The sequence below is a fragment of the Microbulbifer maximicatervae (SeqCode) genome, from assembly GCF_052466985.1.
The window spans coordinates 4,900,230-4,925,968 of sequence record NZ_CP174298.1 but is presented as its reverse complement, the minus strand read 5'-3'; the positions used below and the strand labels follow the sequence as shown (position 1 = coordinate 4,925,968).

Annotated in this window: 19 protein-coding genes; 8 read left to right on the top strand and 11 right to left on the bottom strand. The window is 47.1% G+C overall.

All coding sequences use genetic code 11. From position 1 onward, the window contains the following. Positions 1-4 precede the first annotated feature (4 nt). The 6 genes from ACJJI3_RS21585 to ACJJI3_RS21560 all read right to left on the bottom strand — a co-directional run bounded on the left by ACJJI3_RS21585 (position 5) and on the right by ACJJI3_RS21560 (position 6,859). Positions 5-2,053, bottom strand: a complete 2,049-nt coding sequence (locus ACJJI3_RS21585; protein ID WP_444940895.1) for an aminotransferase class I/II-fold pyridoxal phosphate-dependent enzyme — start codon at positions 2,051-2,053, stop codon at positions 5-7. Between the two features lie 247 nt (positions 2,054-2,300). Further along, a complete protein-coding gene (locus tag ACJJI3_RS21580; protein WP_413663124.1) occupies positions 2,301-2,705 on the bottom strand; it encodes an NUDIX hydrolase in 405 nt (134 codons plus the stop codon). A gap of 80 nt (positions 2,706-2,785) precedes the next feature. Continuing rightward, positions 2,786-3,898 (bottom strand): phospholipase A, encoded by a 1,113-nt coding sequence (locus ACJJI3_RS21575; RefSeq protein ID WP_444940894.1) that lies wholly within the window; start codon positions 3,896-3,898, stop codon positions 2,786-2,788. Positions 3,899-4,134: 236 nt separating this feature from the next. Next, entirely contained in the window at positions 4,135-4,857 is a 723-nt protein-coding gene (locus tag ACJJI3_RS21570; RefSeq protein WP_413663126.1) for a hypothetical protein, read from the bottom strand. A 1,152-nt stretch (positions 4,858-6,009) separates the two neighbouring features. Beyond that, complete coding sequence (locus ACJJI3_RS21565; protein ID WP_444940893.1) at positions 6,010-6,519, bottom strand: GNAT family N-acetyltransferase; 510 nt, start codon at positions 6,517-6,519, stop codon at positions 6,010-6,012. Positions 6,520-6,655: 136 nt separating this feature from the next. Then, the gene (locus ACJJI3_RS21560; RefSeq protein WP_413663128.1) at positions 6,656-6,859 is read right to left on the bottom strand and encodes a hypothetical protein; all 204 of its coding nucleotides are present in this window, start codon (positions 6,857-6,859) and stop codon (positions 6,656-6,658) included. Between the two features lie 136 nt (positions 6,860-6,995). Between ACJJI3_RS21560 and can the strand changes: the two genes are divergently transcribed. The 4 genes from can to ACJJI3_RS21540 all read left to right on the top strand — a co-directional run bounded on the left by can (position 6,996) and on the right by ACJJI3_RS21540 (position 10,870). Further along, positions 6,996-7,652 carry a carbonate dehydratase gene (can, locus tag ACJJI3_RS21555; RefSeq protein WP_413663129.1) on the top strand — a complete coding sequence of 219 codons (657 nt, stop codon included), beginning with the start codon at positions 6,996-6,998 and terminating at the stop codon, positions 7,650-7,652. A gap of 94 nt (positions 7,653-7,746) precedes the next feature. Next, complete coding sequence (locus ACJJI3_RS21550) at positions 7,747-9,363, top strand: FAD-dependent oxidoreductase (protein WP_444940892.1); 1,617 nt, start codon at positions 7,747-7,749, stop codon at positions 9,361-9,363. A 103-nt stretch (positions 9,364-9,466) separates the two neighbouring features. Then, complete coding sequence (locus ACJJI3_RS21545; RefSeq protein ID WP_444940891.1) at positions 9,467-9,979, top strand: flavin reductase family protein; 513 nt, start codon at positions 9,467-9,469, stop codon at positions 9,977-9,979. 159 nt (positions 9,980-10,138) lie between these two features. Continuing rightward, the gene (locus tag ACJJI3_RS21540) at positions 10,139-10,870 is read left to right on the top strand and encodes a glycerophosphodiester phosphodiesterase (protein WP_413663131.1); all 732 of its coding nucleotides are present in this window, start codon (positions 10,139-10,141) and stop codon (positions 10,868-10,870) included. 126 nt (positions 10,871-10,996) lie between these two features. On the opposite strand, the gene ACJJI3_RS21535 is transcribed toward ACJJI3_RS21540, so the two are convergent. The 3 genes from ACJJI3_RS21535 to ACJJI3_RS21525 all read right to left on the bottom strand — a co-directional run bounded on the left by ACJJI3_RS21535 (position 10,997) and on the right by ACJJI3_RS21525 (position 17,434). Then, on the bottom strand, positions 10,997-13,624 hold the full coding sequence (locus ACJJI3_RS21535) for a TonB-dependent receptor plug domain-containing protein (RefSeq protein ID WP_444907418.1): 2,628 nt from the start codon (positions 13,622-13,624) through the stop codon (positions 10,997-10,999). Positions 13,625-13,980: 356 nt separating this feature from the next. Further along, positions 13,981-15,540, bottom strand: coding sequence for a M28 family peptidase (locus ACJJI3_RS21530; RefSeq protein ID WP_444940890.1), 1,560 nt, complete (start codon positions 15,538-15,540; stop codon positions 13,981-13,983). A 472-nt stretch (positions 15,541-16,012) separates the two neighbouring features. After that, complete coding sequence (locus ACJJI3_RS21525; RefSeq protein WP_444940889.1) at positions 16,013-17,434, bottom strand: amidase; 1,422 nt, start codon at positions 17,432-17,434, stop codon at positions 16,013-16,015. Positions 17,435-17,682: 248 nt separating this feature from the next. On the opposite strand from ACJJI3_RS21525, the gene ACJJI3_RS21520 reads away from it, so the two are divergent. After that, the gene (locus ACJJI3_RS21520) at positions 17,683-18,243 is read left to right on the top strand and encodes a DUF2799 domain-containing protein (RefSeq protein WP_444940888.1); all 561 of its coding nucleotides are present in this window, start codon (positions 17,683-17,685) and stop codon (positions 18,241-18,243) included. 288 nt (positions 18,244-18,531) lie between these two features. Here the strand turns inward: ACJJI3_RS21520 and arfB are convergent, their stop codons facing one another. Further along, positions 18,532-18,951: an alternative ribosome rescue aminoacyl-tRNA hydrolase ArfB gene (arfB, locus tag ACJJI3_RS21515; RefSeq protein ID WP_413663136.1), complete on the bottom strand. Its 420-nt coding sequence runs from the start codon at positions 18,949-18,951 to the stop codon at positions 18,532-18,534. Between the two features lie 427 nt (positions 18,952-19,378). On the opposite strand from arfB, the gene ACJJI3_RS21510 reads away from it, so the two are divergent. From ACJJI3_RS21510 to ACJJI3_RS21500, 3 genes are all read left to right on the top strand, one after another. After that, positions 19,379-21,757: an autotransporter domain-containing protein gene (locus ACJJI3_RS21510; RefSeq protein ID WP_413663137.1), complete on the top strand. Its 2,379-nt coding sequence runs from the start codon at positions 19,379-19,381 to the stop codon at positions 21,755-21,757. Between the two features lie 119 nt (positions 21,758-21,876). Then, on the top strand, positions 21,877-22,407 hold the full coding sequence (locus tag ACJJI3_RS21505; protein WP_444940887.1) for a GNAT family N-acetyltransferase: 531 nt from the start codon (positions 21,877-21,879) through the stop codon (positions 22,405-22,407). Positions 22,408-22,554: 147 nt separating this feature from the next. Then, positions 22,555-22,845, top strand: coding sequence for a DUF1540 domain-containing protein (locus ACJJI3_RS21500; RefSeq protein WP_413663139.1), 291 nt, complete (start codon positions 22,555-22,557; stop codon positions 22,843-22,845). A 71-nt stretch (positions 22,846-22,916) separates the two neighbouring features. Here the strand turns inward: ACJJI3_RS21500 and ACJJI3_RS21495 are convergent, their stop codons facing one another. Then, positions 22,917-24,632, bottom strand: coding sequence for an AMP-binding protein (locus tag ACJJI3_RS21495; RefSeq protein ID WP_444940886.1), 1,716 nt, complete (start codon positions 24,630-24,632; stop codon positions 22,917-22,919). Positions 24,633-25,739 lie beyond the last annotated feature (1,107 nt).

Here is a 25,739-nt window from a genome sequence, read left to right as displayed (position 1 = left end):
TTTACTATTTTCCTTTCTTTTTCTCTCCAGAAGACTGCACTTTCTCAGCTTTGCCCTTGGAGGCTTCCTTAACGACCCTTAGCATCGGCTCATCAGAGCGGAAAATAAGACCGTGAATTTCTGTCGTATTCTGCCCCTGAAGTAGCTGCTGTAAAAACTGCACTATCTGGGCTGAAATTTCCTGTCCCGGCACAAGGACCGGAATACCTGGCGGATAGGGAACAATTTCATCTGCACTGGTCCGACCAACCAGGTTCTCAATAGCTTCTGTGCCATTATCCATCAGCGGCAATTCTTCTGCTTCCGAAAAATAAGCATCTGCCGGTAGACATGTAAAACGGGTAAATTCTGGCAAACGCCTCGGCGACCCGATATGAATACGCTTGTGAGTATTTCCTGCCAATTGCTTAAGAGCATGAATCAAGCGAAGTAATTTGCTCTCTGTACTACCGAGGGTTACAAGTACAGTAATGGTATTGTAGGTGGTCTTTTCCACCTGGATGCCATACTGATCAAACAATTTAATCTGCATTTCATTGCCAGAGTAACCACTCTTGGAAATATCAATAGTAACCTTGGTGGGATCAAGGCGAATGTTATCACTGGAAAGTGGGTCAGCAATTAAGTCATCACGTGTTAGCGCGCGGAACACACCTGTCTCATTAACGGCATTACGTAAAATTTCCACCATCTTTAGACATTGCTTCAAACGACCATATCCCTCCATCGCCATTTGTTTACGCGCCACATCTAGGCTCGCAATCATTGCGTACTGAGGACTGGTAGAGGCGTGCATATTCAGGTTTTCACGAAAACGGAATTCATCAAAGTCCGGGTCTTGCACGTGGATCATACTGGCCTGGGAAAAGGCCGACAGCATCTTGTGGGTGCTTTGGGTCACATAATCTGCCCCACACTCCAGTGCTGTAGGCCGCAACTCGGGATGGAAGAAACCGTGGGCAAACCAGGCTTCATCCACCAGCACTTTCACTCCACGCTCATGGGCGTAGTCGATAATTGGCTTAAGGTCGTAACGCAATCCATCATAGGTGCAGGAGGTAATTACCAATAGGCGCGCGTCACTATGCTCATCCAGGGCAGCTTCAATATCCGAACGCTTTACAGGCCCGTAAATTCCAAACTCTGGATGCAGTACAGACTTCAGGTAAACCGGCTCACAGCGATTCATCACAATCGCATGGTGAACTGATTTGTGACACGCTTGGTCAACGATAATTTTTCCGCCACCGCCAAGAATTTGCTGAATAACCACTTTATTCGCGGTAGAGGTGCCGTTGGTCAGGAAAAAGGTATGGCGAGCCCCAAAAGCCTGAGCCGCTAGATCCTGCGCCTCCTGAATAACCGAATGGGGCTCGAGTAAACTATCTAAAACTTGAACAGATACAGACAAGTCTGTATTGAAGATATGTTCACCCATAAAGCGATAAAAATCCCCCACCCAGGGACTATTGCGCAAACTGTCACCACCAGAATGACCAGGTGTATGCCACGCATCCCGAGCTGAGAATACGTATTCTTTCAGGGTGTCGGCAAAAGGAGTCGAAGCTCTTCGAGCAATAAACGCCTGCACCAAGCGGAACATATGGTTGAAATTACCCTCACGGCGGTCGAACAACTCATCGAAGCGGCGACGCAAATTTGCCAGGGATTTTGAACCGGATTTGCCCGGCTTGGAGGTTGTTCCAGCAAAACCACTGTGGGCTACGAGGAAGATATTAAGCTGGGAACGCAAAGCGTGAATTCGGTCAGCGAGGTCATCTGCAGCATCCAGCCCCTGCCCGTCACTGCCACCATCGACAATGACCGCTTGCAGGGAATCCTCTTCTTTTGCCAACCTTTCAGCATCTGCGGGCGTTACGGCTTCAAAATGAAGGCCAAAAGGATTGTCGTGTACTGCTGCCGTATTATTGAGAGCGGTAATCCACTCATTGGCCAATTTGCTATCAGAACTGACCAGAGCGACCCGGCACTCTAATTCAAGGCTGTTTTCGTTTAGGTTGCCCAACTCAGGCATCTTCAATTCCAAACCCATAATTCTTATCCATCAGCATAGCTTGCAGGTGAGTACAACTTGCTGTATCAATTATTCAACTATTTGATTTTATTAACTTTTATAAGGCCCCCGCGAGTTGCGGTGGCTCTGGAATTCCAGGGCAATAAACACCAGGGAGCAAATACTAATGTAGGAGGGAGGGGAATTCTGCGACTACATTGCATTTGGCGATTTTCGCCAAATGTACCCAGGCATACCAGATCTATTGCCAAGGAAGATAATAAAGTTAGAACTTTGCGCTACGCACAATACCATTAAACGTGAGGCAATCCTCGACCCTGTGACGTTGTACCTGGGATAATTGGTGAAGCGGAAAGTAAGCCCATTGGGAATGTTCATCAGAGAGAATATAGTCACCCTCTTTAATGAAATGGGCTCGAAAAATAAAAACATGTGAATTGAAAGCGTTGTGGTAGTAGATGCCACTGAGATACTCTATTCGAACTTCTCGTCCAAGTTCCTCATGGCACTCCCGCACCAATGCCTCATGGGCAGTTTCACCCGGGTCTAATGCTCCACCTGGCAAGCCCCAGCTACGCTCAGCATAAGTCGCTTTCAGCTGCAGTACTTCTCCGCCAGTATTCGTGATTACCGCATGGGCACTCAAGCGGTAACTATCATCAAAGGCCATGAACAAACCCTGATAACAAGTCAGGTTAAGAAGGGAAAAACGAGAGCCTATTCATTGCGAGTACGCCCTCGTCGTTAAGGTTAAAACCCCTGGGCTAATACAAATCCAAATCCTAAAGTTTGCACTGATTCATCATAATCAAGGAGGCTCTCGCCGTAACCATTGAAATAGCGGATATATCCATCGACGCGTTTCCCGAGAGGGAAGCCCCAAGTCAGCTCCACTGCACCACGATTATCTGAGCGCAAATTGTTACGTAACATCAGTGAAACCGTGTGATCTCCATCGCGGTATCGCCCACCTAGTTCAAAATGCCCCAGGTAGTGCTCAATATCCGGATTATCATCATCATCCTTATCTTCAGGAACCCTGTACCAGGGCTTTAGGCTGATTGAATAATTATCCCGCTCAAAAATGAAATTCGCATATATTCTATTCCAGCTACGGGAATAGGGTTCACTACGCCCATTTGACTGGTGGTTAATCGCTACTTGGTTAGCCACATTATTCCAACCAAATAGGCTCCAGTCATTGAGCCAACTCAGAATCAATTCCGGCTCGTGGTTTGTCTCACGGAAGGGAGCGGAGTCATCGGAGTTGTACGCCTGCCAAAAGCTGCGATTTGTATAGGCGACACTCAGTACAGAAGCCTGCCCCAAAAAACCCCGCCAAATAGGCACCTGCACAGAAAGCTGGAATTGAACTTCGACGTTATCCAACTCTTCTGCCTCAGCTAGGCCTTCAATGTCTGCCAGCCCTCCCTCTTCAGGGGCTGGATTGTAGACCATTGGCAGCACGTAGTTAGTTTTATGGGAAGCTAAAGTAAAAGGGTTATTGGCAGCATCCCTGATAGCCTGAGCCCTGCCCCCTAACAATATTTCATCTGTCGGAAGGTCTTCCTCATACTCGTCGACAATAAAGTCCGCTATCACCGGATCCTCTTCAAGAGTCAGTTCAGCTCTAACTCTTTCAGCGCAGATACGTCGGATTTCCCTTATCGTGACATCGGCATCCGAAATAAGAATTTGCTCGTTCAAGCAGCGCTTATGGTGGGTCTGCAGGTTTTCTCCCGCATCCATAGAAAAAGTTGATTCTGGCGCTTCTTCAGCTAAAGCTGTTGGCAACTGTGCAACTAACCCAACAGAAGAAAGTAATGTGAGCCCGGCAAAAACCCTTCTTCGATAGTAGGACAAAACGCTTTCCCCCAGTCATTTATTGCAATCGTGATGCAAGCTTACACTGGAGAGGATTACAAGTCCCACTACATAATTTTGCGATTATCGTGACAAGACAGCCAATCAGGCTAGAGAAGCTCTAATTTCAGCTTAGATAGAACAGAAAACTAAATAGTGACAGGTATAGAAACAGGAATCTCCATTTAAGACTATTTGTGTGACCAATAGTGGTTATAAAGTTTCCTCAAGCTGGGCTAAAGTAGTCCTTTTAAGCTCGACGACCACTCCAAGTCCCTCAGCCGAACCTGCCACAGGCGACCAGTACTAGATGGCCAATCGTACCCCACTAACAGGCTCCGACTATCAACATAGCAATGGGCATCTCTTTCAGCTTCATCACCCTGGTAAATGTAAGCAATTATATCGGAACCCAGTTCCTGAGCCTTCTGACTCGAAACATCCCCCGCCATTGATCTTGCCGTGCGATGGCTCACCCTAGGAGAGAGCAACTTGCCCCGCTGAGATGGATCGACGATATCAGGGGATACAACTTCCAGGCCATTTTCATGTTGTACCAACCTCGACAATACAGGCCCCATAAAAACCCGCATCAGTGGAAACAATAGCCGCTCTTCCCCTTCGATATTGAGTTGCTGAGGGCCATTGGGGCCTGTCCAGCTGGCTTGAATATCATCACCTATCGCAGGACTCTTTCCCTCTTCTGGAATTAACTTGTAGTGGGCGCTCACCTCATCAACTTCATCTCGCCAATGCACAACACACTCACTCACTAGCCCCCCTTCCAAAAGAGCAAATACTTCGATACCAAACCCCTGGTCCCCGACTAAGCGCCGACTGACAAGCGAGCGTCGCCCCTGCTCATCATTCCCTAACTGCCAACTATCTTGCACAGGCATTTCCCTGCCATCACAACTGTAGTGATAGCGACCCTGAGCCAAAGTTGAATTTAAACGCATCGCAGGTTCCCTCCTTGCTCGCTGTACATCAGACCGGCGGTCCAGTACCCAAAAAGTATTGCACATGGAGGGAGGCTAACCTCGTTTTTTACGCCTCCTTTAGCCAAACACTATGGAGACAGTGACTAACACAAGGATTTAAAAATAGGAGAAAACTATGAAACAGCTGAAACACCCCCAAAGTGAATGACTTAACCTGAAGTAGTTGAAGAATTTTCCAGCCGGATGCACCAATAGAGTGAACGTTTTATATAAAGCACTAGTGAGATTCATTTAAGGTATCCAGAAATTAGGCTCGTCAAAATTCCAGGTAACTCCTGACCTAGAACCAACTATCAATCATTGGAAAACCTATATCTACAAAAGTACTTACAGCCTCTTCTTTTATTCTCATTCACCCAAAAGAAACTTAAGCTATTTAAGCGGAATAACGTCAAGCTGGCGCAATAAACATCAAATAATTTTTCCCACGTCACATAAGCACAAAGTTCCAGCTGGCAGCACAGGATTTCCGGGGGAATGAGCCAAATATATTTGGTAGCCTTTAATTCTTGAGCATGACCAAAGAGAAAACTCTCAAATTTTATCATTATCCATATCACTCATCGAAACCAGTAACTTGCTGGTACAGCAAAGTGAATGGCTTTCATCGCGAGTAAAATTCGACGCAACAGCATGTCAGAAATTTGTTTGAATAGAGGATCGCTAATTCAACTACTAATTCTCTTATAAGAGCTACGGAGACAATATCTTTAGGTATCCATGATGTTGCTGGAATACAACCATTAGATCCCTATAAATATCGCTTTCTCCTACCAGCTTTCACGCACTAGCGTCACCGAAGTCAAGAAATATGATATTGGTATTTAGGACTCTTAAAACACCCAAAACCCCAAGAAACATTCCCTTCCAAAAAGCTTCTGCGTATCTACTGCTACCACCGTTTGTATGGACATTATTTTTAATATTATCAATCAGTAAAGTCTCAGGGTTACAGGCTCAATCAATGGAACTAATAATTGGGGTACAACGCACTTCAGGAGCTACCAATAAAATATCTAACAGTATTTGCCAGCCGTAGCTTTCAGATCACAGCCACGGCTTATCGGAAGATAGCTCCATACAAAGACTACAAATTTGAAAAGGTAAACATTAAAGATATCGCTGCCAAAATTCGGCTTGACCGAACTCCTCATCCATGGCGTACGGTTTAAAACCAGTCTTACGGTAAGCAGCCTGCGCAGTGTAATTTTTTTGTAGAACTTCCAAGGTCAACTTACAACATCCCCTATCTTTTGCTTCTTTCTCAAGAAAACCCAGCATAGCCGTACAAACGCCCAAACCTCGTGCAGATTCACTAACAACAACATCGTGAATATTAATAAGAGGCTTACATAAAAAAGTGGAAAAACCAGTAAAGCAATTAATAAGACCAACAGCTCTACTATCTCGGTATGCTAAAATACTAAAAGCTCCAGGAAATTCACTTAGTGCCGACACCAACCCTGTTCGACAATGATCAGAAAGAGCTTCACCACCACCAAATGGATGAAGTGCATACTCTTCCATTAAAGCAATTATGCTTTTTGCATCATGCAAGTCATCATAATTCGCCAAACTAATTTTTAAATCAATATCTACATTACAACCTGACAACACCATATGATTCTCTTTTTACTTTTCCATTAGCTCAACGGTTTTATTGAATGTAATTTATTAACCACTTATACAGCCAACTTATCCACCACACTTATAGATCTCTGATACAGCGTGGACAACAGAGGGTACAATATCGGATTTACTCCGTAACTTCAGCACCCTTCTTTTCCGGTACCGCCTCGATATTGGCTTTTTCATCCATTGGGAAATGCTGTAAATAGCTACGCAAACGCGTCCGTCTTGCAAGCAATTGACGCACTCTCAAGCGATGCCGCCCCACTGAATTCGAGTGCCTGGAAACCCTCTGCCGCCTTCTGGGAATGGCGCTTTTCTTTCTTCCCATGATCTTAGATTCCTTTTTAGACCAGGTTTTAGGCAATAGTCATCTTTTTAGATTAGACCAGATACACTTGGCGCGCACGAACAAAGTCGCTATCCTGCTGACTAATTGTCCAAACGGTCACATCAGGATAGATTCATTGCACCCGCTTAATCATTTAATAGAGAACAACCAACATTGGTCAGAGGCAACTCGCGAAGATAAGCCTGACTTTTTCCTTAAACTGTCTGAGCAGCAGAGCCCTGAATACCTCTGGATTGGCTGCGCTGATAGTCGCGTTCCCGCGAATGAAATTGTCGGCCTATTACCCGGGGAGCTTTTTGTCCACAGAAATGTTGCCAATGTAGTAGTCCACTCAGACCTGAACTGCCTTTCAGTACTGCAGTACGCTGTAGAAATCCTAAAAGTAAAACATATTATTGTCTGTGGTCATTACGGCTGCGGCGGTGTCCAGGCTGCACTTAATAACGAGCAGCTTGGCCTGATCGATAACTGGCTGAGACACATTCAGGATGTCAGGGATAAGCATCACACCTTGATAGATCTTTTCCAGCAACAGCAACGCACAGACTTACTGTGCGAACTCAATGTTCTGGAACAGGTAATACACGTTTGCCAGACCACCATTGTCCGCGATGCCTGGCGTAGGGGCCAGGAACTGACCGTCAATGGGTGGGTATATGGACTCAAGGATGGCCTGGTGCACGATTTGGGTATTTCAATCAAGCACCCGGGGGAAATTGCTGATATTTATCAAAGTGCTCTCAGCAAAATCGCCCAGCGCAGCACGGAATAATACCGCCCAACCACAACTCCTTTCGTTTTTACCACTATAAATGGGAAAGCCCCGGTATTTATTTATCGGGCTCGACCCTGCTTGGTGGAGAAACATGTCGGCATACAGAAAGTGGCAGTGCCAGAACTGCGGCTGGATATACGATGAGTCCAAAGGTTGGCCCGAGGATGGAATTCTTCCCGGTACTCGCTGGGAAGATATACCTGAAGACTGGTACTGCCCGGAGTGTGGTGCAGCCAAACAAGATTTCTCCATGCTGGAGATTGGCGCCGATACCACTCAAGCCAGCTTAGCTAGCAATGATGGCTTCCGGATCTGGGAGTGCATGGTATGTGGCTGGACATACAATGAGGCCGAGGGATGTCCACAAGATGGCATTGCTCCTGGTACTCGGTGGGAGGATATTCCCGACGAATGGAATTGCCCTCAATGCGGCGTTAGTAAACAAGAATTTGATATGGTTCTTGTAGGCCAAGCCCCCATCGCCCCGTCCCCTTCAGCCAACCAAAAAACAACCACTACAACCTCAGCACTTTTAGTTATTATTGGCACAGGGCTGGCCGGGTATAATCTGGCGCGAGAGTTTCGCAAGCTTACCCCCCAGTCTCCTCTCCTGTTAATCACCGCCGATGATGGAGCTTTTTACTCCAAGCCTTTGCTGTCAGCCTCTTTCTCTCACGGCAAGACTGCACAGCAACTCAGCACTTCCAGTGCCGAAGATATGGCTAGCGAACTCAATGCACAAATTCTGGTTCACACGCGGGTAATACATATAGATCGCCAAAACAAAACTCTGACGATTCAGCAGGATGGTGCAGAGCATGTATCCAAGATTCCCTATGGAAAGCTAGTTCTGGCAACCGGGGCCAAGTGCCGCAAACTTCCCCACTATGAGGGGGATGCCCAATCACATATCTTTCGCATAAATAATCTCAGAGACTACCACCGTTTTCGCACTGCCGTGGTGGGGCGCAAGCGCATACTACTCCTGGGCGCTGGTTTGATTGGCTGTGAATTTGCCAACGATCTGGTACAGACCGGCTTCGCAGTGGATCTGGTTGACATGGAGCAATGGCCACTGGCGACACTGCTGCCGAAAGTCGCCGGACGCGATCTGCAGAGAGCCCTGGAAGACTATGGCGTTCGCTTCCATGGGGGCTCATCATTAAAGCGTATTGAGAAATTGAGCACCGGTTTCCGGGCCCAGCTGAGTAATGGAGAGCAAATAGAAGCGGATGTCGTTCTCGCCGCACTTGGACTTGAGGCTAACACCGGCTTAGCCTCCATGGCCGGTATAGCCGTGCAAAGAGGTATTGCTGTAGATCGATATCTGCAAACAAGCGATCTCGATATCTACGCCCTGGGGGATTGCGCAGAAATAGACGGCCATCAGTTACTCTTTGTCGCCCCCCTAATCAGCTGTGCGAAGAGTCTCGCACAAACTCTGTCAGGAAATCTGACTCCCGTTTGCTTTGGCGTTATTCCTGTGGCCGTAAAGACAACCCTGCACCCAACTACCGTTTGCCCACCAAGCCCTGATACCAAGGGGACTTGGCAAATCAACAAAGAAGATTCAGGGGTTTGCGCCGAATTTCGCGACGAAAAGGGCAATCTACTAGGTTTTGCCCTTACCGGTGGTGCGATCGCCCTCCGGGAAAGGCTCAGCCAAGAGTGCCAGCCAATTATGAACGACCAGTCAAAAAATAACTGATAATCGTACTTATTTTAATAGCTATTCGAGGTAAAGCGCGCAAACCGTTAACTTTTGCCTTAAAATGGCGGCCCTTCAAAGTTTTGGTACAAGTAGCCTTAGTATGACGACAGAGAAAAGCCGTTCGATTTCCCCGTCACCCGAGCAAAGCCGGCTACTGCGGGACACCCTCGGCCACTTTGCTACCGGTGTAACTGTCATTACCACTCAGGATACCAATGGCCAACCTGCCGGCATGACGGCTAACAGCTTTAATTCCGTTTCCCTCGACCCCGCCCTGGTTCTATGGAGTATCGATAAGCAGTCTATGGGCTATAAAGCATTTACCACCCGGGAGCACTTTGCCGTGCATATCCTGCGAGCAGACCAACAACATGTCTCAAACCTATTTGCTGGTCGAGGGGCAGACAAGTTTGGACAGGTCAACTGGTATGAAGGCCCCAATGGTATACCCCGCCTAGAGGAGTGTGCAGCCTATTTCCATTGCCGCCGCGCGCAGTGCATTGATGGTGGAGATCACACAATATTGCTTGGAGAGGTGCTGGAATTTGCCGCTTTTGGTGGTGAACCCCTGGTCTTTCATCAAGGCTGTTATCGTGCATTGGCTGGAGAGTAGCAGCTCACTTTTTGGAGCCTAATCACTACCCAAAGGCTATAAAAATAATTTTTTAATGCCAATTAACCAGTATTTGGCAGAAACTTTGGTGTTGCATTAGTGACCTCGTAATAATTTAAGGGCAGTCTGAAGCAAACCATGAAAATGGACTGATAAGCCATGACTTCAACTACGCTCTTCTGTTTCGCCCACCGGGGCTATCAACAGCGAGCCAGTGAAAACACTCTCCAAGCAATCGGGCATGCGTTGGAACTCAACGTCGGGGGTATCGAAATTGATGTGTGGAATATTGGTGGGCAGCTTCTGGTCAAGCATGACCGGCGACTCGGACGCCTAATCGCGGGCTCTGAACTCATCACTGAAATGCATCCCGATGCCCTGAAAGAGAGGCCTCTCCCTTGCGGGAATAAGGTCCCTACATTAAGGGAAGTCCTGGAACTTGTGGGAAATAGTGCCCAACTCAATATCGAGCTGAAAGGGCCTAACTGTGCAGCCCTTTTCGCGGATGAAATCCACACCTTTACGCAGGATACTGGTGCGAGCTACGAGCAATACATCGTCTCCTCTTTTGATCACCGCCAGTTGTACCAGTGCCTGCAATTAGCTCCTGAGGTTCGGCGGGGAGTTCTGGTTTCCGGTGTTCCCCTCGATCTTGCAGCCTGCTCTGCTCCATTAAAGGCCTATTCATTACATACGAACGTAGATTTTATAAATGCAGATTTAATAGCCGATGCAAAACAGCGCGGGCTTAAGAACTACGTATTTACCGTCAACGACCCCAACGATTTGATACTGTTGGCAGCTCAAGGTATTGATGGGGTTTTCACTGATGAACCTCAAATCGTATCCGATTTTAATGCCCGTGTTGAATTCACAAAAACTGGCACTTAGACGTTGGAGAAGATCCCCTTCACCAATTAAGAGAACAGACAGTAACCCGGGACAATTACCGGGCTACTGCTGTGAGTTAAAGCAGGAAAAGACTCGAGGCTAAATAGTCTCCCCTATTTATACAGCTTAAAACTCTGCGCTAGCACGTAAATACCAATAACCACCATTAAAGCCAAATGGTGATGTGAGGGCATGACGTACCCCGAGATATCGCAACGTGGGCTCCTGCTCATCATCAGGCATTACGTCAAAGATATTCTCGCCCCCCAACGACAATTTATAATTTTCATACAGCGTAAACGTCGCTTCGATATCAACGAGAATTTCACTGCCATAACTATAGGTATCACTGGCATCCCCAGCACCAAACAACCCGCCTGTTGATTCCCAACTGCCATAGCGATTAAAACGCAGGTACCCTGCAAATAAATCACCCGTATCGAGGTCAAAAGTTAAAGTCGTTCGATCACTGGGAACTTGGTTTTCCAGGTCAAATACCCGTGAGGCATTGATGGTATTTGGCGTAACACTGGTAACTTCCTGGCGATTGTGATTGTGGCGTAAATCCACCACTAATAAACTTTCAAAAATCTCGAAATCACTGGTAACTGCCAGATCTATACCTGACACTTCCGAGTCATAAGCATTGACGAAATAGTTTGCATTGCTGCCGTTGAGTAGTGCTGCATTTTCTATACCGGCATTTTGCAACAGAATCACTTCGTCATCTCCGATGGCATTGTTGCGCAGAGCCAGGCGATCCTCGATGTCGATGTTGTAGTAATCTATTGTCACACTGGTATTGTCCAGTGGGGCAAAAACCGCACCCAAGGTGAAACTGGTGGATTCCTCCGGTTCCAGCTCAACGGCTCCGAGCGCTGATGCCACCGGATGAGCCACAGGGTAGGTTCCATTGGGTATCAGGTTGCCACTGGAGTCTGTCGTAGTAGTAACATTTAAGGTATTCACCTGTCCGGGTGTTGGCGCCCTGAAACCAGTATTTACCGTCGCTCGAAATGCCAGTTGTTCATTCACATCATACCGTGCTGACAATTTCCAATCCGATGTCGAGCCAAACTCATCATATTCCTCTAACCGTAAAGCCGCTCCCAAAGTCAGAGCCTCAGTCAGGTCGGCTTCAAGGTCAATATAAGCTGCAATACTCTCACTACTGAAACTGCCCAGCGCTTCAATCGGGAACCCCTGAAAACCATCTGAACCCACACCAAAATACGCAGCAGTTGGACCTACCTCAGTGGACGCTGCATCCCCCCTACCAATTGAGTAAGTCTCTTCACGCCACTCAGCGCCGAATGCAAGGTTCAATGGCGAAGCAAAAGCCATGACATCAATGGGGTAGACAAAATCCGCATTGAGGCTGGACTCTTCCTGCGTGAGGGTTCCCGGCTTGAAGGAAGTAGGAGACAAAATACCCAAACTTGGATTGATTGAATTTTTCAGGACATAGTCCACTTCATTTTCAGCCAAACGTCCGCGTAGATCCCAGGAGAGACCATTGGCAAGCTCTCCACGCGCCCCGAATACAGCAGCGATATCATAAATATCTGCACCAAATTCAGGGTTGTAGCCGCCGGGGAACTGAGTATAAATTGGGTTTCGCAACACGTACCCACTGTCGCTGGAAGTATCTGCTACCAGGTAATCCGAGGGGTTTAGGCCCTGCGCCAAAATAGAATCCACTAAAGACTGGGGAGCTGGGTCGGGCATGTAATCGATACTATTCGGATCAAGGGGGTCATTGGGGCTGTCTACTTGCAGGGTACCTCTCGCAGTAAACTGGTGTTCTGGGTCGAGCACCGGTCCACGATAGAAAAAGTCAGAAATTGTTTCATTTTGTGAATAACCGAAGTTTCCATAGAGCTCTACCGAATCAGAGATCTCCAGGCCGCTGTTAATAAAAAACTTCAGGGACTCAACATCGGGATCACCCCATCTCTGACCCAAGCCATCCAGTGGTACTAAATTATTTCCCACAACTGATCCTACCTGCTGCGCATCTGGCCGCGCTTCGCTACGCCAGGTTTTATCTGCGCGGGAAAATTCAACGGTGCCATTAATAAATCCTGCATTACCCAGCGCAAATCCCGTATTAGCGGCAATACTCATCCGGGTTCCATCCCCTTCAAAATACTCCCCTGTCTGAGCTGATAAGCTAAATCCCTCTGCATCATCCTTCAGGATAATGTTAACGACACCGGCAATCGCATCAGAGCCATATTGTGCTGAAGCGCCATCACGCAAAACCTCAACTCGCTCTATAGCCATAGAGGGTAGCGCCGAAAAGTCGACGGCTTGGGCACCCTGGTTAACTGTGCCCAGGGGGGCAAGCTGCAAGTTAACCAGCGCAGAGCGATGGCGGCGGGTTCCATTGACCAGCACCAAGGTTTGATCTGGGGATAAATTACGTAAAGTCACCGGGCGGATAAAAGCGGTGCCATCAGCAATTGGAAATCTCTGCGTATTAAATGAAGGGGCAATTTTTGCCAGGGACTCAGTAAGATCAAAGCTCGCTTGATCCGCAATGTCCTCTCCGCCAACCACATCTACCGGAGAAAGAGTCTCGGTGGGAGATACACCCTCTTTGCGTGTACCTGTGGTTATCACTTCCTCCATTGCCCGATCAGCAGTATTAGAGGCGCCCTCTTCCTTTTCCTCAGCAATCGCATACCCACCAGAATTAAAAATCGCAACTGCCACCGCCAATGACAAAGGTCTCAACAAGTAACGCTTCATATTCACCACCCTCTCTTCTCATTATTAACATCAAACAGAACATCACCGGATAACTCATCAAAGCAATGCACATCAAATTAGATCCGTGCAGGGGTTAAACAAAAAAAGCGGCATACTGACGTTCCGTTAAATTGCATCCATGCCAGAAATTAGCGCACGCCTGGGGTAGATCTTTTACGCGATTAAATGTCAACTTCCAACAAATCAAAAAATTAATGTCGCGATATTTATTTTAAAAGGAGGGGGTACACGTTTAGCAAATACCAAAAACTGCCAAACGTGACTTTTAGAAAGGCTGAAGCAAAAGTGACAGCAATGAATTCACTTAAAAAATAAATAGGTGAAATCAGCACCGTCTATTGAGGTGTATAAGTAACGTCAACTTCATAATCCGATCCAAGGCGACTGTAACCCCGCACCATAAAATAGGCTTCACTCTCACCACTTGGCACGGTTAAGGAACAGTTCTCAGAGCTATCTCCCTCATAGGGACGGCAATCGTAATAGCGCCAAGTAGGTGCCGCACCAAAACGGACATATAGATCGGCATCATTAGTACCGGTCATATCCGCGATAAAATCTGTACCGGGCGTTACACTGAGAGGTCCATAGTGATCCTCCGAACCTCGACCCACATCACCACTAAAGGTTTCTGTTTGTTCCTCACCGGGGTCGGGATCGGGGTCCGGATCGGGGTCTGGGCCCGGATCATCCCCTATATAACCCTTGGCCAATTCAGCGACATAGGCAGCAGCAAGCTTTCCAAACTTCACCGCATGACTGGCATCTCCACCACTATTAGCGAGGGTATCACTTGAAGTGTGGATATAAGGGTTTGAGCCATTAAAAGTCGCCTCAAAAGGAAAGGAAACCGGATAACCCTGGTTATACCAAGATGCGTGATCAGAACACGCATAACCACAGTAAGTTGTTCCAACAGTGAGACCGCTCAGGTAGGTCTGGGCCAGATCCTCAAGAAAGCTATTCTGGGCACTATTGGTGTAATCTCCAATAATATAGATATCACTATTTGAACCATAGTAATTAGTCATATCCAACTGCAAGGCACCTATCACATTTTTATTCTGTGACTTGTAATCGCTGGCAATATCATCTGACCCCCGCAGCCCCACTTCCTCAGCAGCATACCCCATAAAAGCCAGCGTTTTATCCGGCTTATAATCTGTAGCGACAATTGCATTAATGACATCAGTCAATGTTGCTATGCCAGACGCATCGTCGTCAGCCCCCGGCGCTCTCGTACCTTCACCAGTGCCAAAACCGACCGTAGAATCCAGGTGCGCCCCCAGCACGATAATTTCATCCGGGTCAGTTTGCCCCTGAATCGTCAAAATTACAGAGGGTTGCGCCCAACTATGGCTATAAAGTTCGACAGAGGCATCACTTCGTGAATTCGTTAATGCCTGCCACTCATCCCTTATCCACTCAGCACCATCCACGCCGGTTGAAGTGGTGTAATAGCGATTAGTAAAATTCGACAAACTTTGAATAGTTGACCGTATATTAGACTCTGAGATCTCTGCTTGCAGGGCGTTAACCACATCTGCATTATCAATAGAGTAAGCGATCACGTTATTCACTGCTGTCGTCAACGATGAAACCTGGGCAGCTTCTGCTTCCTCCAATGAGTCATGTACCATAAAGCCGCCACAACGGTTATGGTTGATATGCATCAGAGTCGATATTTCGGAAAGATTCTTTTCATTAACTTTTAGAATAGTGACTCCGTTACGTTCCTCACCTTGAATCGCGAGTGGTTGCTTGGCAACCAGGCTACTGTTTTGCTTTAAGGTTTTATAACCATCACTACCTATAGTTATCCACAGCTCTTCTGCCATAACAGCGCCGGGGAGTGCAAGAACCCCAACTAAAGACCTACTAATAATTTTTTTCATTATCTTCTCCACATTAAGTTAGCCCCCTGCGAATCCCTGATATTTCAAAAACACAGGCAGGCAATAAACACACATGCAAGAAGCCTGCACAAACAGCAGTTTTGAATCTCAATAATATTCAAATAATACAAAAATCAATGAGGATGGAACTACAGGCCATACCTATAAACAATCACGGACAATCCAGAAATATTTTTATTATTCGAATTTCGAAAAGCGCAGAGAGAACAAACAAAACCGGGTTGACCAATCCGGCAAGGAAAAGCTAGCACATTCAAATAAATACTAAAACAATTTGGCATCTTTCAGCGTAAGAGCCGCAATAAACTTTAAGTGGATCACAAATACACAAAAAACATAGAATATAAAAACACTATTAATAGCAAATAGAACTAGGAATAATTTCTGAACTAGAGGGTTTCTCAGTCCTTTATTTTAATTAGATCTACAAGAAGAATTTTAAGATTGCAACTCACACAGAATCTACCCAACCAGGAAGCCTCCTTTTTAATCCCTGCTGGTTTTGTAAAGCAGCGGCTGCACATAAAACGGTCTCATCAGCATATTTTCTGCCTACTATTTGCAGACCTACTGGCAGACCATTCCCTGAAAAACCGCAATTGATTGATATTGCCGGATGGCCTGATAAATTGAAGGGGTAGGTATAAGGTGTCCAGGAATACCATAGAGAGCCTGGATTTTTATCCGGCACATTGGCCTCAGCACTAAATGCGGTAATGGGTAAAGTTGGGGTCACTAAAAGATCATATTTCAGAAAAAATTCCTGTAATCGCTCGACAAAGTTATCTCGCCACTTCAGCGCGTCGAGATAATCAGGTAAGGATAATTTGTCCGCTTGTTCTGCGACCTCCAACAATTGGGGCTCCACCAGTTGGCGCCTGGTACTATCCATCGCCCTAAAGATGCTCGCTATCCCCGCGCAAAATAGACAGCCAAAAGATGCACTAGCATCATCAATACCTGGGTCAACCTCTACAACTTCAGCACCCAATTCCTGGAAGTGCATTACACTAGCAGAAACGTTGCTCACCACCATGGGATCAGGTTCTACGTAACCAAGACTGGGGCTGTAAGCAATACGCAACTTTCCTGTTCTTTCAATCAACCTTCCCTCTGTAGCTGCAAGGAAATCAATGTTCCGACGTGGTATTGCGCGGATATCCCGATGATCCGGTTCACTGATTACATTCATCATCAGTGCACAGTCTTCCACCGTCGATGCTAAGGGCCCCACATGCACTAGGGAGGAGAAGGTACCTAATGGCCAATGGGGAACCTGCCCAAAACTCGGTTTGAACCCAACTGTGCCGCAAAAGCTGGCAGGAATCCGGATAGATCCACCACCATCAGCCCCCACAGCCAGAGGGCTCAATCCCAGTGATACTGCAACAGCGGCCCCGCCACTCGAACCACCCGATGTCTTATCCCTATCCCAGGGGTTTCTCGTAATACCGTCTATGGCATTATCCGTCACCGCCTTCCAACCAAACTCCGGTGTTGTGGTTTTCCCTATTGGCGTGTACCCGTTGCGCTGTAATGCCGCAATGCAAGGGGCCGCACATCCCAGCGTCGTCTCTGGATCAATTATTTGGGAGCCGAAAACCGTTGGCCACATCGGTGTGTAGAAAACATCCTTTATTGCCACTGGCACCCCATCAAGTAACCCCCTCGCATTACCAGACATATAGCGGTGTTCAGCTTCCCGCGCATAGGAGAGGCTTGTCTCTCTGTCAATCAAACAAAAAGCCTTAACATGCCTATTAAGTCGCTCAATTTGATTGAGTAACTCCTCGGTAACCTCAACCGGTGAGAAAGACTTCTTCCTGTATCCATGCAACAGCTCAAGAGCTGTCATCCCAACGAAATCGCCCATCGAGTAAGCCTTCCAATTACTGATCCGCTAACTTCATCAGACTAGTCGTCGGTAGCTAACTACTTGCTCCACCTTCTCTTTAAAAGGTCCGATGGAATAATTTCACGCAATACAGAAAGTTCAGCTTCCAGTCAGGAAATTCACAGTAAGCTTTGGTGAAATCACCGACACGGATAACCGCTGTGAAATTTCCCTCTCAAATTGCACTCCTCTTTCTTTTAGTTTCATTGATCTCGGGATGTGCCACCATGAGCGAAGATGAATGCTATGTCGCAGACTGGCAGGCAATCGGGTATGAAGACGGTGCAGCAGGTCGAGACATTTCTTATTTAGGGGGGCGTCGTGAGGCTTGTGCAAAGTACGGTGTGTCAGTCAATACAACGGCTTATCGCAATGGGCGAACTGAAGGACTAGAGCTTTTTTGCACCGAGCTGCGCGGCTTTGATCAGGGTCGCTCTGGCAACAGTTATAACGGGGTCTGCCCCGCAGACCTCGAAGGGTTATTCTTGCGGGGATACAATTCAGGCCAGGATATTTTTCTTGCCAAATCTGCTGTCGAGGAACTGGTATCGACAATTCATGACCTGGAACTGGCAAGAGAGCATATTCTCGATGATATGACAGAGATCGGTGCTTTATTGGTAGATGAGACAGTCGACAATTCTGAGCGGGTGACATTGCTCGCTGATATTGCTCGCCTAAAGGTCAGGCATTCAGAGCTGGGGATGGAAATTACTGGCTTGCAGTTCGAACTTATGCAGCGAGAAGCCGAGTATCAGGAAGTATTGGCCCGTTCTCCCTACCTGTAACCCTGCTCTAAAATCCCATAAGAGCCAAGATTACCTCTGCGGGCCCTAATCTGCAGAGGTTAATTCCTGTCTCTATCTATTGTCGTGAATCAACCATTTCTAATCCCGGTCTCCATTACTACCAAACTGACACCATATGATAAATAGAAAAAGTAGGCCTCCTACAAAAGGCAGGCTTGCAGCGGTTGCCCCCTATTCGACTTATAGACCACCAGGAAATTTGCACCAAAGAACCAAGTAAAAAGATAGTTTCAAGAAAAATTATTCTCTATATTTCGGGCAATTGGATCAGTGCTGGTCTTTTATCCTACCCCGCATTGACTTCACCTGAGAGCGACGACTTTTTGCTTGCAGGCGACGCTCCTTGGCACCACGACTGGGTTTTGTGGCCACGCGGAATTTTGGCTTAAATGCAGCTTTATCCACCAGTTCCTGCAGTCGCTCCAGGGCATCCAGGCGGTTTTTCTCCTGGGTTCGGAACCTCTGAGCCTTGATAACCACCACGCCATCAGAGGAGATTCGACGATCTTTTAACTTTAAAAGACCATCCTTAATCAACTGTGGAAGTGAAGAAGCCCGAATATCAAACCGCAGATGAATTGCACTGGAAACTTTATTTACATTTTGGCCACCGGCGCCTTGTGCGCGTATCGCACTCATTTCGATTTCTTCTTGAGGGACAGACACCTTCCCTTTTCCATAAACCATAAACACCCAATGCCCGAGTTACATCATTTTACTAAAAATACAAAATCTAATGACCATTCTGCCCAAATAGTGCAGCTATTAACCAGCCCCACCACACAGATACAATTCGCCATTGACAGAAATCAAATTATAAAAAAATGCTTCCTATAAAATGAGTGTATCTAGGGGTAAACCTCATTTACCGGGAAACCCTCATTAAGTAATATTGCGCCAGCCGAATAAAAGCTATTAAAGGGGCCTTAAAGGCCAACCAAGATTTGCGGAATGATTTGTGACTTATTTTCAAGTCATAGTCAAATCCGCTAAGATTGCCCGGCTTCCTAGAAGTACTGGAGCAAAGAACAATAAAGACTCGCGCCCTGTAGTTTCCTCTGGACTGCTCCCGATGTCTCCGCGGGTGTGAGATTACCGCGACAAGGAGAAAACCATGCATAACGCCAAGCGTAGCCTCGCAGCGGCCATAGCACTCGCAACAATGACAAGCTCTGCGGCTTTTGCCAAAGAGGCAGCCTTTTCCCAGGTTATCGCCTTCGGTGACAGCCTGACTGATGTCGGCAACTACGATGTATTCACTAATGGGGGCGACGATCGCGAAGTAGCCATTAGTCTTTTATCCCAGAACCTGGGCCTGGGTGCCGTAACTCCGTCTTGTGCAGGTATGGAATCTTCCTTTTGCCTACCCACCGTAGACCCCTCACTGAGTGCAGAGGAACTTGAAGCTTCCGTTACTGCTCAGATTGCTGCTGGCTTGAGCAATGCCGGTACAGGCTGGGCCGTAGGCGGGCACAAAGCAGCTGATGTTCTGATGAATATCATCGGTCCCGACAACTATGCAGCCTACCTGCAGGCATATGGCCTGGAGGCTGACCCGAGCCGTCATAACCTGTTAAGCGCCCTGATGCCAACCACTGGTGACGAAGGCTTAACTCCCAGCTACCCGGACTCCGAACTCCTGACCCAATTGCTGGTACAACAGGCCACTGCAGCCCAATTAGTAGCCCAAGCCGAAGCTGCCCTGGCAGAAGGTGATACCGCAACTTATGCTGACCTGATGACCCAAGCTTCTGCTATGGGCGACGCCATTGAGGGCACCTTTGCTGATCTTATAGCCACTACTGGAACTTCCGGTAACCCACACCCTCTGGGAATGGGCTACCTGGAAAGTACTCTGGGAAGTGCTGATCACAACGCTCTCTATTGGGTAAACGGCGGTGGTAACGACTTACTCAGCGGTTTCGAAGATGTCGTCGCTGGCACCTCAACCATCGAAGAAGTCACTGCGGACCTGGACGTTGCATCAACAATGCTGGCAAGCGCAGCTGGCGCTCTATCCGATGCAGGTGCCAATTACATCCTCGTATCCAATGTACCGGATGTCAGCAAAACTCCTGGCGTTTACGCTGCTGCATATGAAGCCGTTTACTCCAGCGACAATGCAGAGGCTCTGCAAGCTGCAGTTGATGCTGGACTAGTGAGCCAGGAAGATGCGGATGCCCAGCTGGCCACCGCCTTCGAAGAGATACTTTTCGAAGCAAGTAGCACTTCTGAAACCTTCAACTCAGCACTGTTAGCTAAGGCCAAGGATATCGACGGCGTTCTGATGGTTGACCAGGCAGGTATCCTGAAAGTCGCCCTCAATAACCCGACCATCTTTGGTTTATCCTCCTCAGAGAACCAACTGTTTTGTTACGACGGCAGTGGCAACGACTGTATTGAGCATTCCGTTTATGGCATTAACGGCACCGACCCCGATGCAGACAAGCTGATCTTCAACGACAGTGTTCACCCCACTCAAATTGGTCAGGAAATCCTCGGTGACTACTACACCGCAATCGTGAATGCTGCTCAGGTTGCCGGTCAGCTGCCAGATATCGCAATCCAGGCTACTCGCACCCACACCAACAGCCTTGACGAGAGCCTGGCCAGTGTTCGTTACCGCTCCGCTCAGACTGGCGTTTTCGCCGGTAGCTCCCTGGGTAACGTCGACTACGATACAGATTACACCGCCAATGTCAGGGGAGATGGCTACTCCAATATTCTCGGCATGACTTTCGCCGTGCGCGACAATGCGGAAATCGGTTTTGCAGTAAGCCGCTCCAATATTGATGTGGATAATTCACAGCTTGCTATTGATTCCACCTCAACCAACTACAGCGTTTTTGGCCGCATGCACTACGACATTTTCTTTGTCGAAAGTAACGCGACCCTGACCGATGTAGATTACGATGACGTCAGCCGTTCTGTCTCTCTGGGCGACACTTATAACGGCAACCTGACCGGGAATACCTCTGGCGAGAACTTGTCCTTGGGTATTACTGCCGGTGCCAACCTGCTCAATAGCGAAACCTTCCAGTTCGGTCCATTTGTAAGCTTTACCAAGGTAACTACGGATGTAGATGGCTACACCGAAGACGCCATCGAAGGCTTTACCTATACCGACCTGAGTGGCAATGAGCTCGACCCACTGGGTATGCACTACGGTGATCAAGAGCGCCGCCTGAGAAATATGCGTTTTGGTGCTTTCGCCAATAAGAGCTGGGATACCATTAATGCCTATGCAGAAATTTGGTATGAAGACACCAACGGTACTGAAGAAGACACTATTGAAGTGGGTGTAAAATCCATGGAAGGCAATATGAATGCCATGCCTAGCTATGCCAGTGTCGACGAAGGTATCTTCAACGGTGGTATGGGTATGATTGCCGGTATTCGCTGGCAAGCAGCTGACGCTATCGCTGTTAGCGCAACTGTCGCTTCCCGCCCAACGACTGAATCTGCCTCAGTCAATTTGACTTACCGCTTCTAAGTGGTAACTGTGCCCCCTGCCAGGGGGCACAGCCTCCCCTTCTATTTAATTTAACTACGAATCTTCTCACCTCAGAGCCTTCCCTCATCAGTGAAACTGAAAAAATAGGGTCCGTCCAAATGCTCCGATTGGAAACTGACAACCTGGTTATTCAAGAACTTAATGAAGACCGGGATAACGGTTTAATGCTGGCACTACTCAATGATGCCGATTTTCTAAAGAATATTGGCGATCGCGGAGTTCGCACAAAAAGTGAGGCTCGCAACTATATCCTAAATGGCCCCATTGCCATGTATCGTGAGCACGGCTTTGGTATGTACAAAGTGTCCTTGAAAAATGGCACTGCAATAGGCATCTGCGGACTGATTAAGCGAGAGGGGCTCAATGGAGCCGATATTGGTTTTGCCTTTTTACCCGATTATCGTGGCCAGGGATTTGCTTTAGAAGCTGCCAAAGCTGTAATGATGTACGCCAGGGATACACTGGGATTAACGCGAATCCTTGCGATTGCACAACCAGAAAATAAACCCTCTATCCGATTACTGGAAAAACTCGGCCTAGCCCAAGAGAAGCAAATTGTATTGCCAGGCGAGACTGAGAAACTGATTTTAATGGCCTGGAACAAAGACGCAGCTGAAATAACAAACTAGAATAAAAACTATTTCTTAAGAAAGTTATTCTGATATACAGCGTCGCTGCACCTTGATAATAAAAATACCACACAGACCCTGTGGTTTTTCATTGACATGCAACCATGCTGGTCTAGTCTCCAACTTACTATTAAGGAGAGGACTGCCATGATTATCGCAACCGATATGCCAGAAGTCAGTCGATGTGCCGCCAGCCAATGTGCTTATAACGCCAATGATGCTTGCCACGCCAGAGCAATTACCATTGGTGACGGTGCCGATCCCGACTGTGATACTTTCTTCACCAACTCCCGTCATACAAGCAGCTCCCGCACCGCCGGAGTTGGTGCCTGCAAAATGGAAGACTGTAAATTTAATGATGACTTCGAGTGCTCAGCAGAAAGCATTCAAATTGGGCTGACAGGAAAATCCCAGCACTGTCAGAGCTACACTCACTGACTAGGCAACCAACAACCCAATAAAAAAGCCCGGATCAATACTCACCGGGCTTTTCTATTAATCGGGGGCGATTAACTCACAGGTTCAAGTGAAGCCTCTTTTGAACCCTCGCTCACCGCAGTGCGAGGCTCCCATATAATCCCCTTGGTATCCACGTGTTGTTTAAATAGAGGCTGATAATGAGCTTCAAGTACCTTTCGCTTAATCTTTAGTGTCGGCGTTAGGAACTCATTGAGGGGTGTCCACTCTTCCTTGGTAATAAAGATGGTCTTAATTCGCTCATGTTGCGGTAACTTATCATTCACTGAAGTCAGTAGCTTCTGCAAATGCTCGTTAACTTCCCCACGTGGTAATTTCTCAGCGGACTCGGAGATAGTCACCAGCATTACTGGCTGATCCATACCGTGCCCCAGAACACAGAGCTGGGCCAGCATTGTCTCATTACCAAAAAATCCTTCGAGTCGGCTGGGCTGAATAAACTTGCCTTTACTGGTTTTGAAGGTTTCTGAAATACGCCCAGTGATATGTACCAGACCGTCCTTATCAATAAAACCAGAATCACCCGTGTGGTAATAACCCTCCCGTATTACCTCCGCGGTTTTTTCAGGTTCAAGATAGTATCCCTTCATCAAGGAACCGCTCTTAAATAGTATCTCCCCTTCCTCAGAAATCTTAACTTCACAGCCATGATAAGGCTTACCAACCGTCCCCGGCACAGGATCTTCCCCCGGCGGAGCAAAGCAACCGTAAATAAAATTCTCGGTCATACCGTAGCCATCGGCCACCTTCATTCCCATACGGTGGTACCAGCGCAGTAGTTCAATGGAAATAGGGGACGCGCCGCTAACCAATATTTCTGCATCATCCAACCCCAGACCATTTCGAACTTTCTTTCTCAACCAGGTATTGATTCCAGGAATACGTAGCAGTACTTCTTGCAGTGACGGCGGGATTTTTTCATCAATTCCCTCTTTAAATTTGGTCCAAAGGCGAGGAACCGAGAAGAACATCGTAGGGCGCGTGCGCTTTAAATCTTCCAGGAAAGTATCCAGAGATTCGGGGAAATGAATTGGGGTACCAGAATACAAACAATGGAATTCAACCAGTATCCGCTCTGCGGCATGGGCTAAGGGCAAATAGGAAAGAACACGGTCATTCTCATCCATTCCATAACCGCGAATCATATTTGGGGAGACAAAAACCACCGAAGACCAGCTATGCATAACCCCTTTAGGATTACCTGTAGTTCCAGAGGTGTACATGATCGTAAAGATATCATCCAAATCAAAGGTCGGCTTCTCCTCAAAGCGCTCACTCCCTTTGATTAGGGTTTCCAAATCCTGGTCACAACGGATCTCACAGCGCTGGATAGCGACCGAGGGCAGCATATCAGCAACTTCCTGTAGAGCCGCATTATTGTCGGTGGCCCCACAGAAAAGCAACTTCGATTCAGAGTGCTGCAAAACATAGGTCATCGAGGAGACAGATTGACCTGGGTAAAGCGGCACGCTGATCATTCCCGCCAACATGATACCCAGATCCACAATAATCCAGTCTGCACAATTTTTGCCGTGAATAGCGATGCGATCACCGAGCTCATACTGAGCCCGTAAGTACCCAGCGATCCTGCGAGCCCGATCCATGACCTCACCCCAGGTATAATCCCGCCATTGACGCTGCTGCATCTGCCGAAGAAAGACCGTATCCGCCTGTTGCAACTCTCTTTGATATAGAAGCTCCAGGGGTTGCAGGTCCTTCACCATCTCGTACTTTTCTTCCGGGGTCATCGCTTGTCCTCTCTCATTATTGTGTTTTTTGTAATTTGGGTACTAAGTAGCAGGCTTTATTAGTGAAAATATCCTCAAAAAATCCTCAGTAAGATTGTAACCTTCTACACCATCAATAAAGTGGCACAGTGGCTCTACTGGCAGTAACTGCAACTTGAATGGCAGCCTGAATTTATTGTTATTCTTAATGGATAAACTTACTTTAGATTATTCTTCAGTGCAAAAGGGACTGAATAGTCAAAATGTTACCCAGATAAATTAGGTTTCCATCAAAAGCCCAATATATAAATTGCGAGGGAGGGACAGAAAGCTGTACAGATTCAGAATAGGCTAAAATTTAAGTCTTCGTAAAAGTGCAAACCTTATTATTGAAAGTACTGACTTTGCTTATTCGTGAGGATCTAAACAGGCTCTAGGATGTAATCCGTTCTCTGGACAGGCTGGCAGTTTCAATATTGAAGGTAGACATTAGTTGCCGTATTACAATTACCTGGTTCTTCAATATCAATTCTCACTTTTTTATCCGCTATCTTGGCAGAAAGAAGAACACTTAAAGCAATTTTAATATCGGTATTCTCAGGCTGAAATCTAAAACGATCGCAACCACACTCATTGGATGCGGAATTCACGTCCGCGTAAACCAGTGTTCCGCTACTGCCCAACCCTACTAACCCATTCAAACTGTTACCATTTTGAGTACACATTGCGAATGCATTTTGTGTGAAACCAAGGATGCTCACTACGAATATTAAACACTTACTCTTCATTTGAAAAAATTCAGCCCTAAAAGTGAAAACTCATTGAAAACTAACTGACAGTCTATTACTCAAGATAAACTCTAACTCCACTATTGCAATTATTCGGCTCAGCAAAATCCACTCTGACAGTATTCCCACTTACTTTTGCTGTCATAAGTACCGAAAGAACTTTATTGACATCGGCTGTACCCTCAATAAACCGTACAAATGTACAGCCACACTCAATACTTTCTGACTTAAGCGATGAAAATACTCTATCGCCTGTGCCCGAATCGGGTCCAACCAGCCCATCCAATTTATTGCCATATTGGGAGCACATTGTGGAGGCAGCAGAGGCGCCATATGAAAA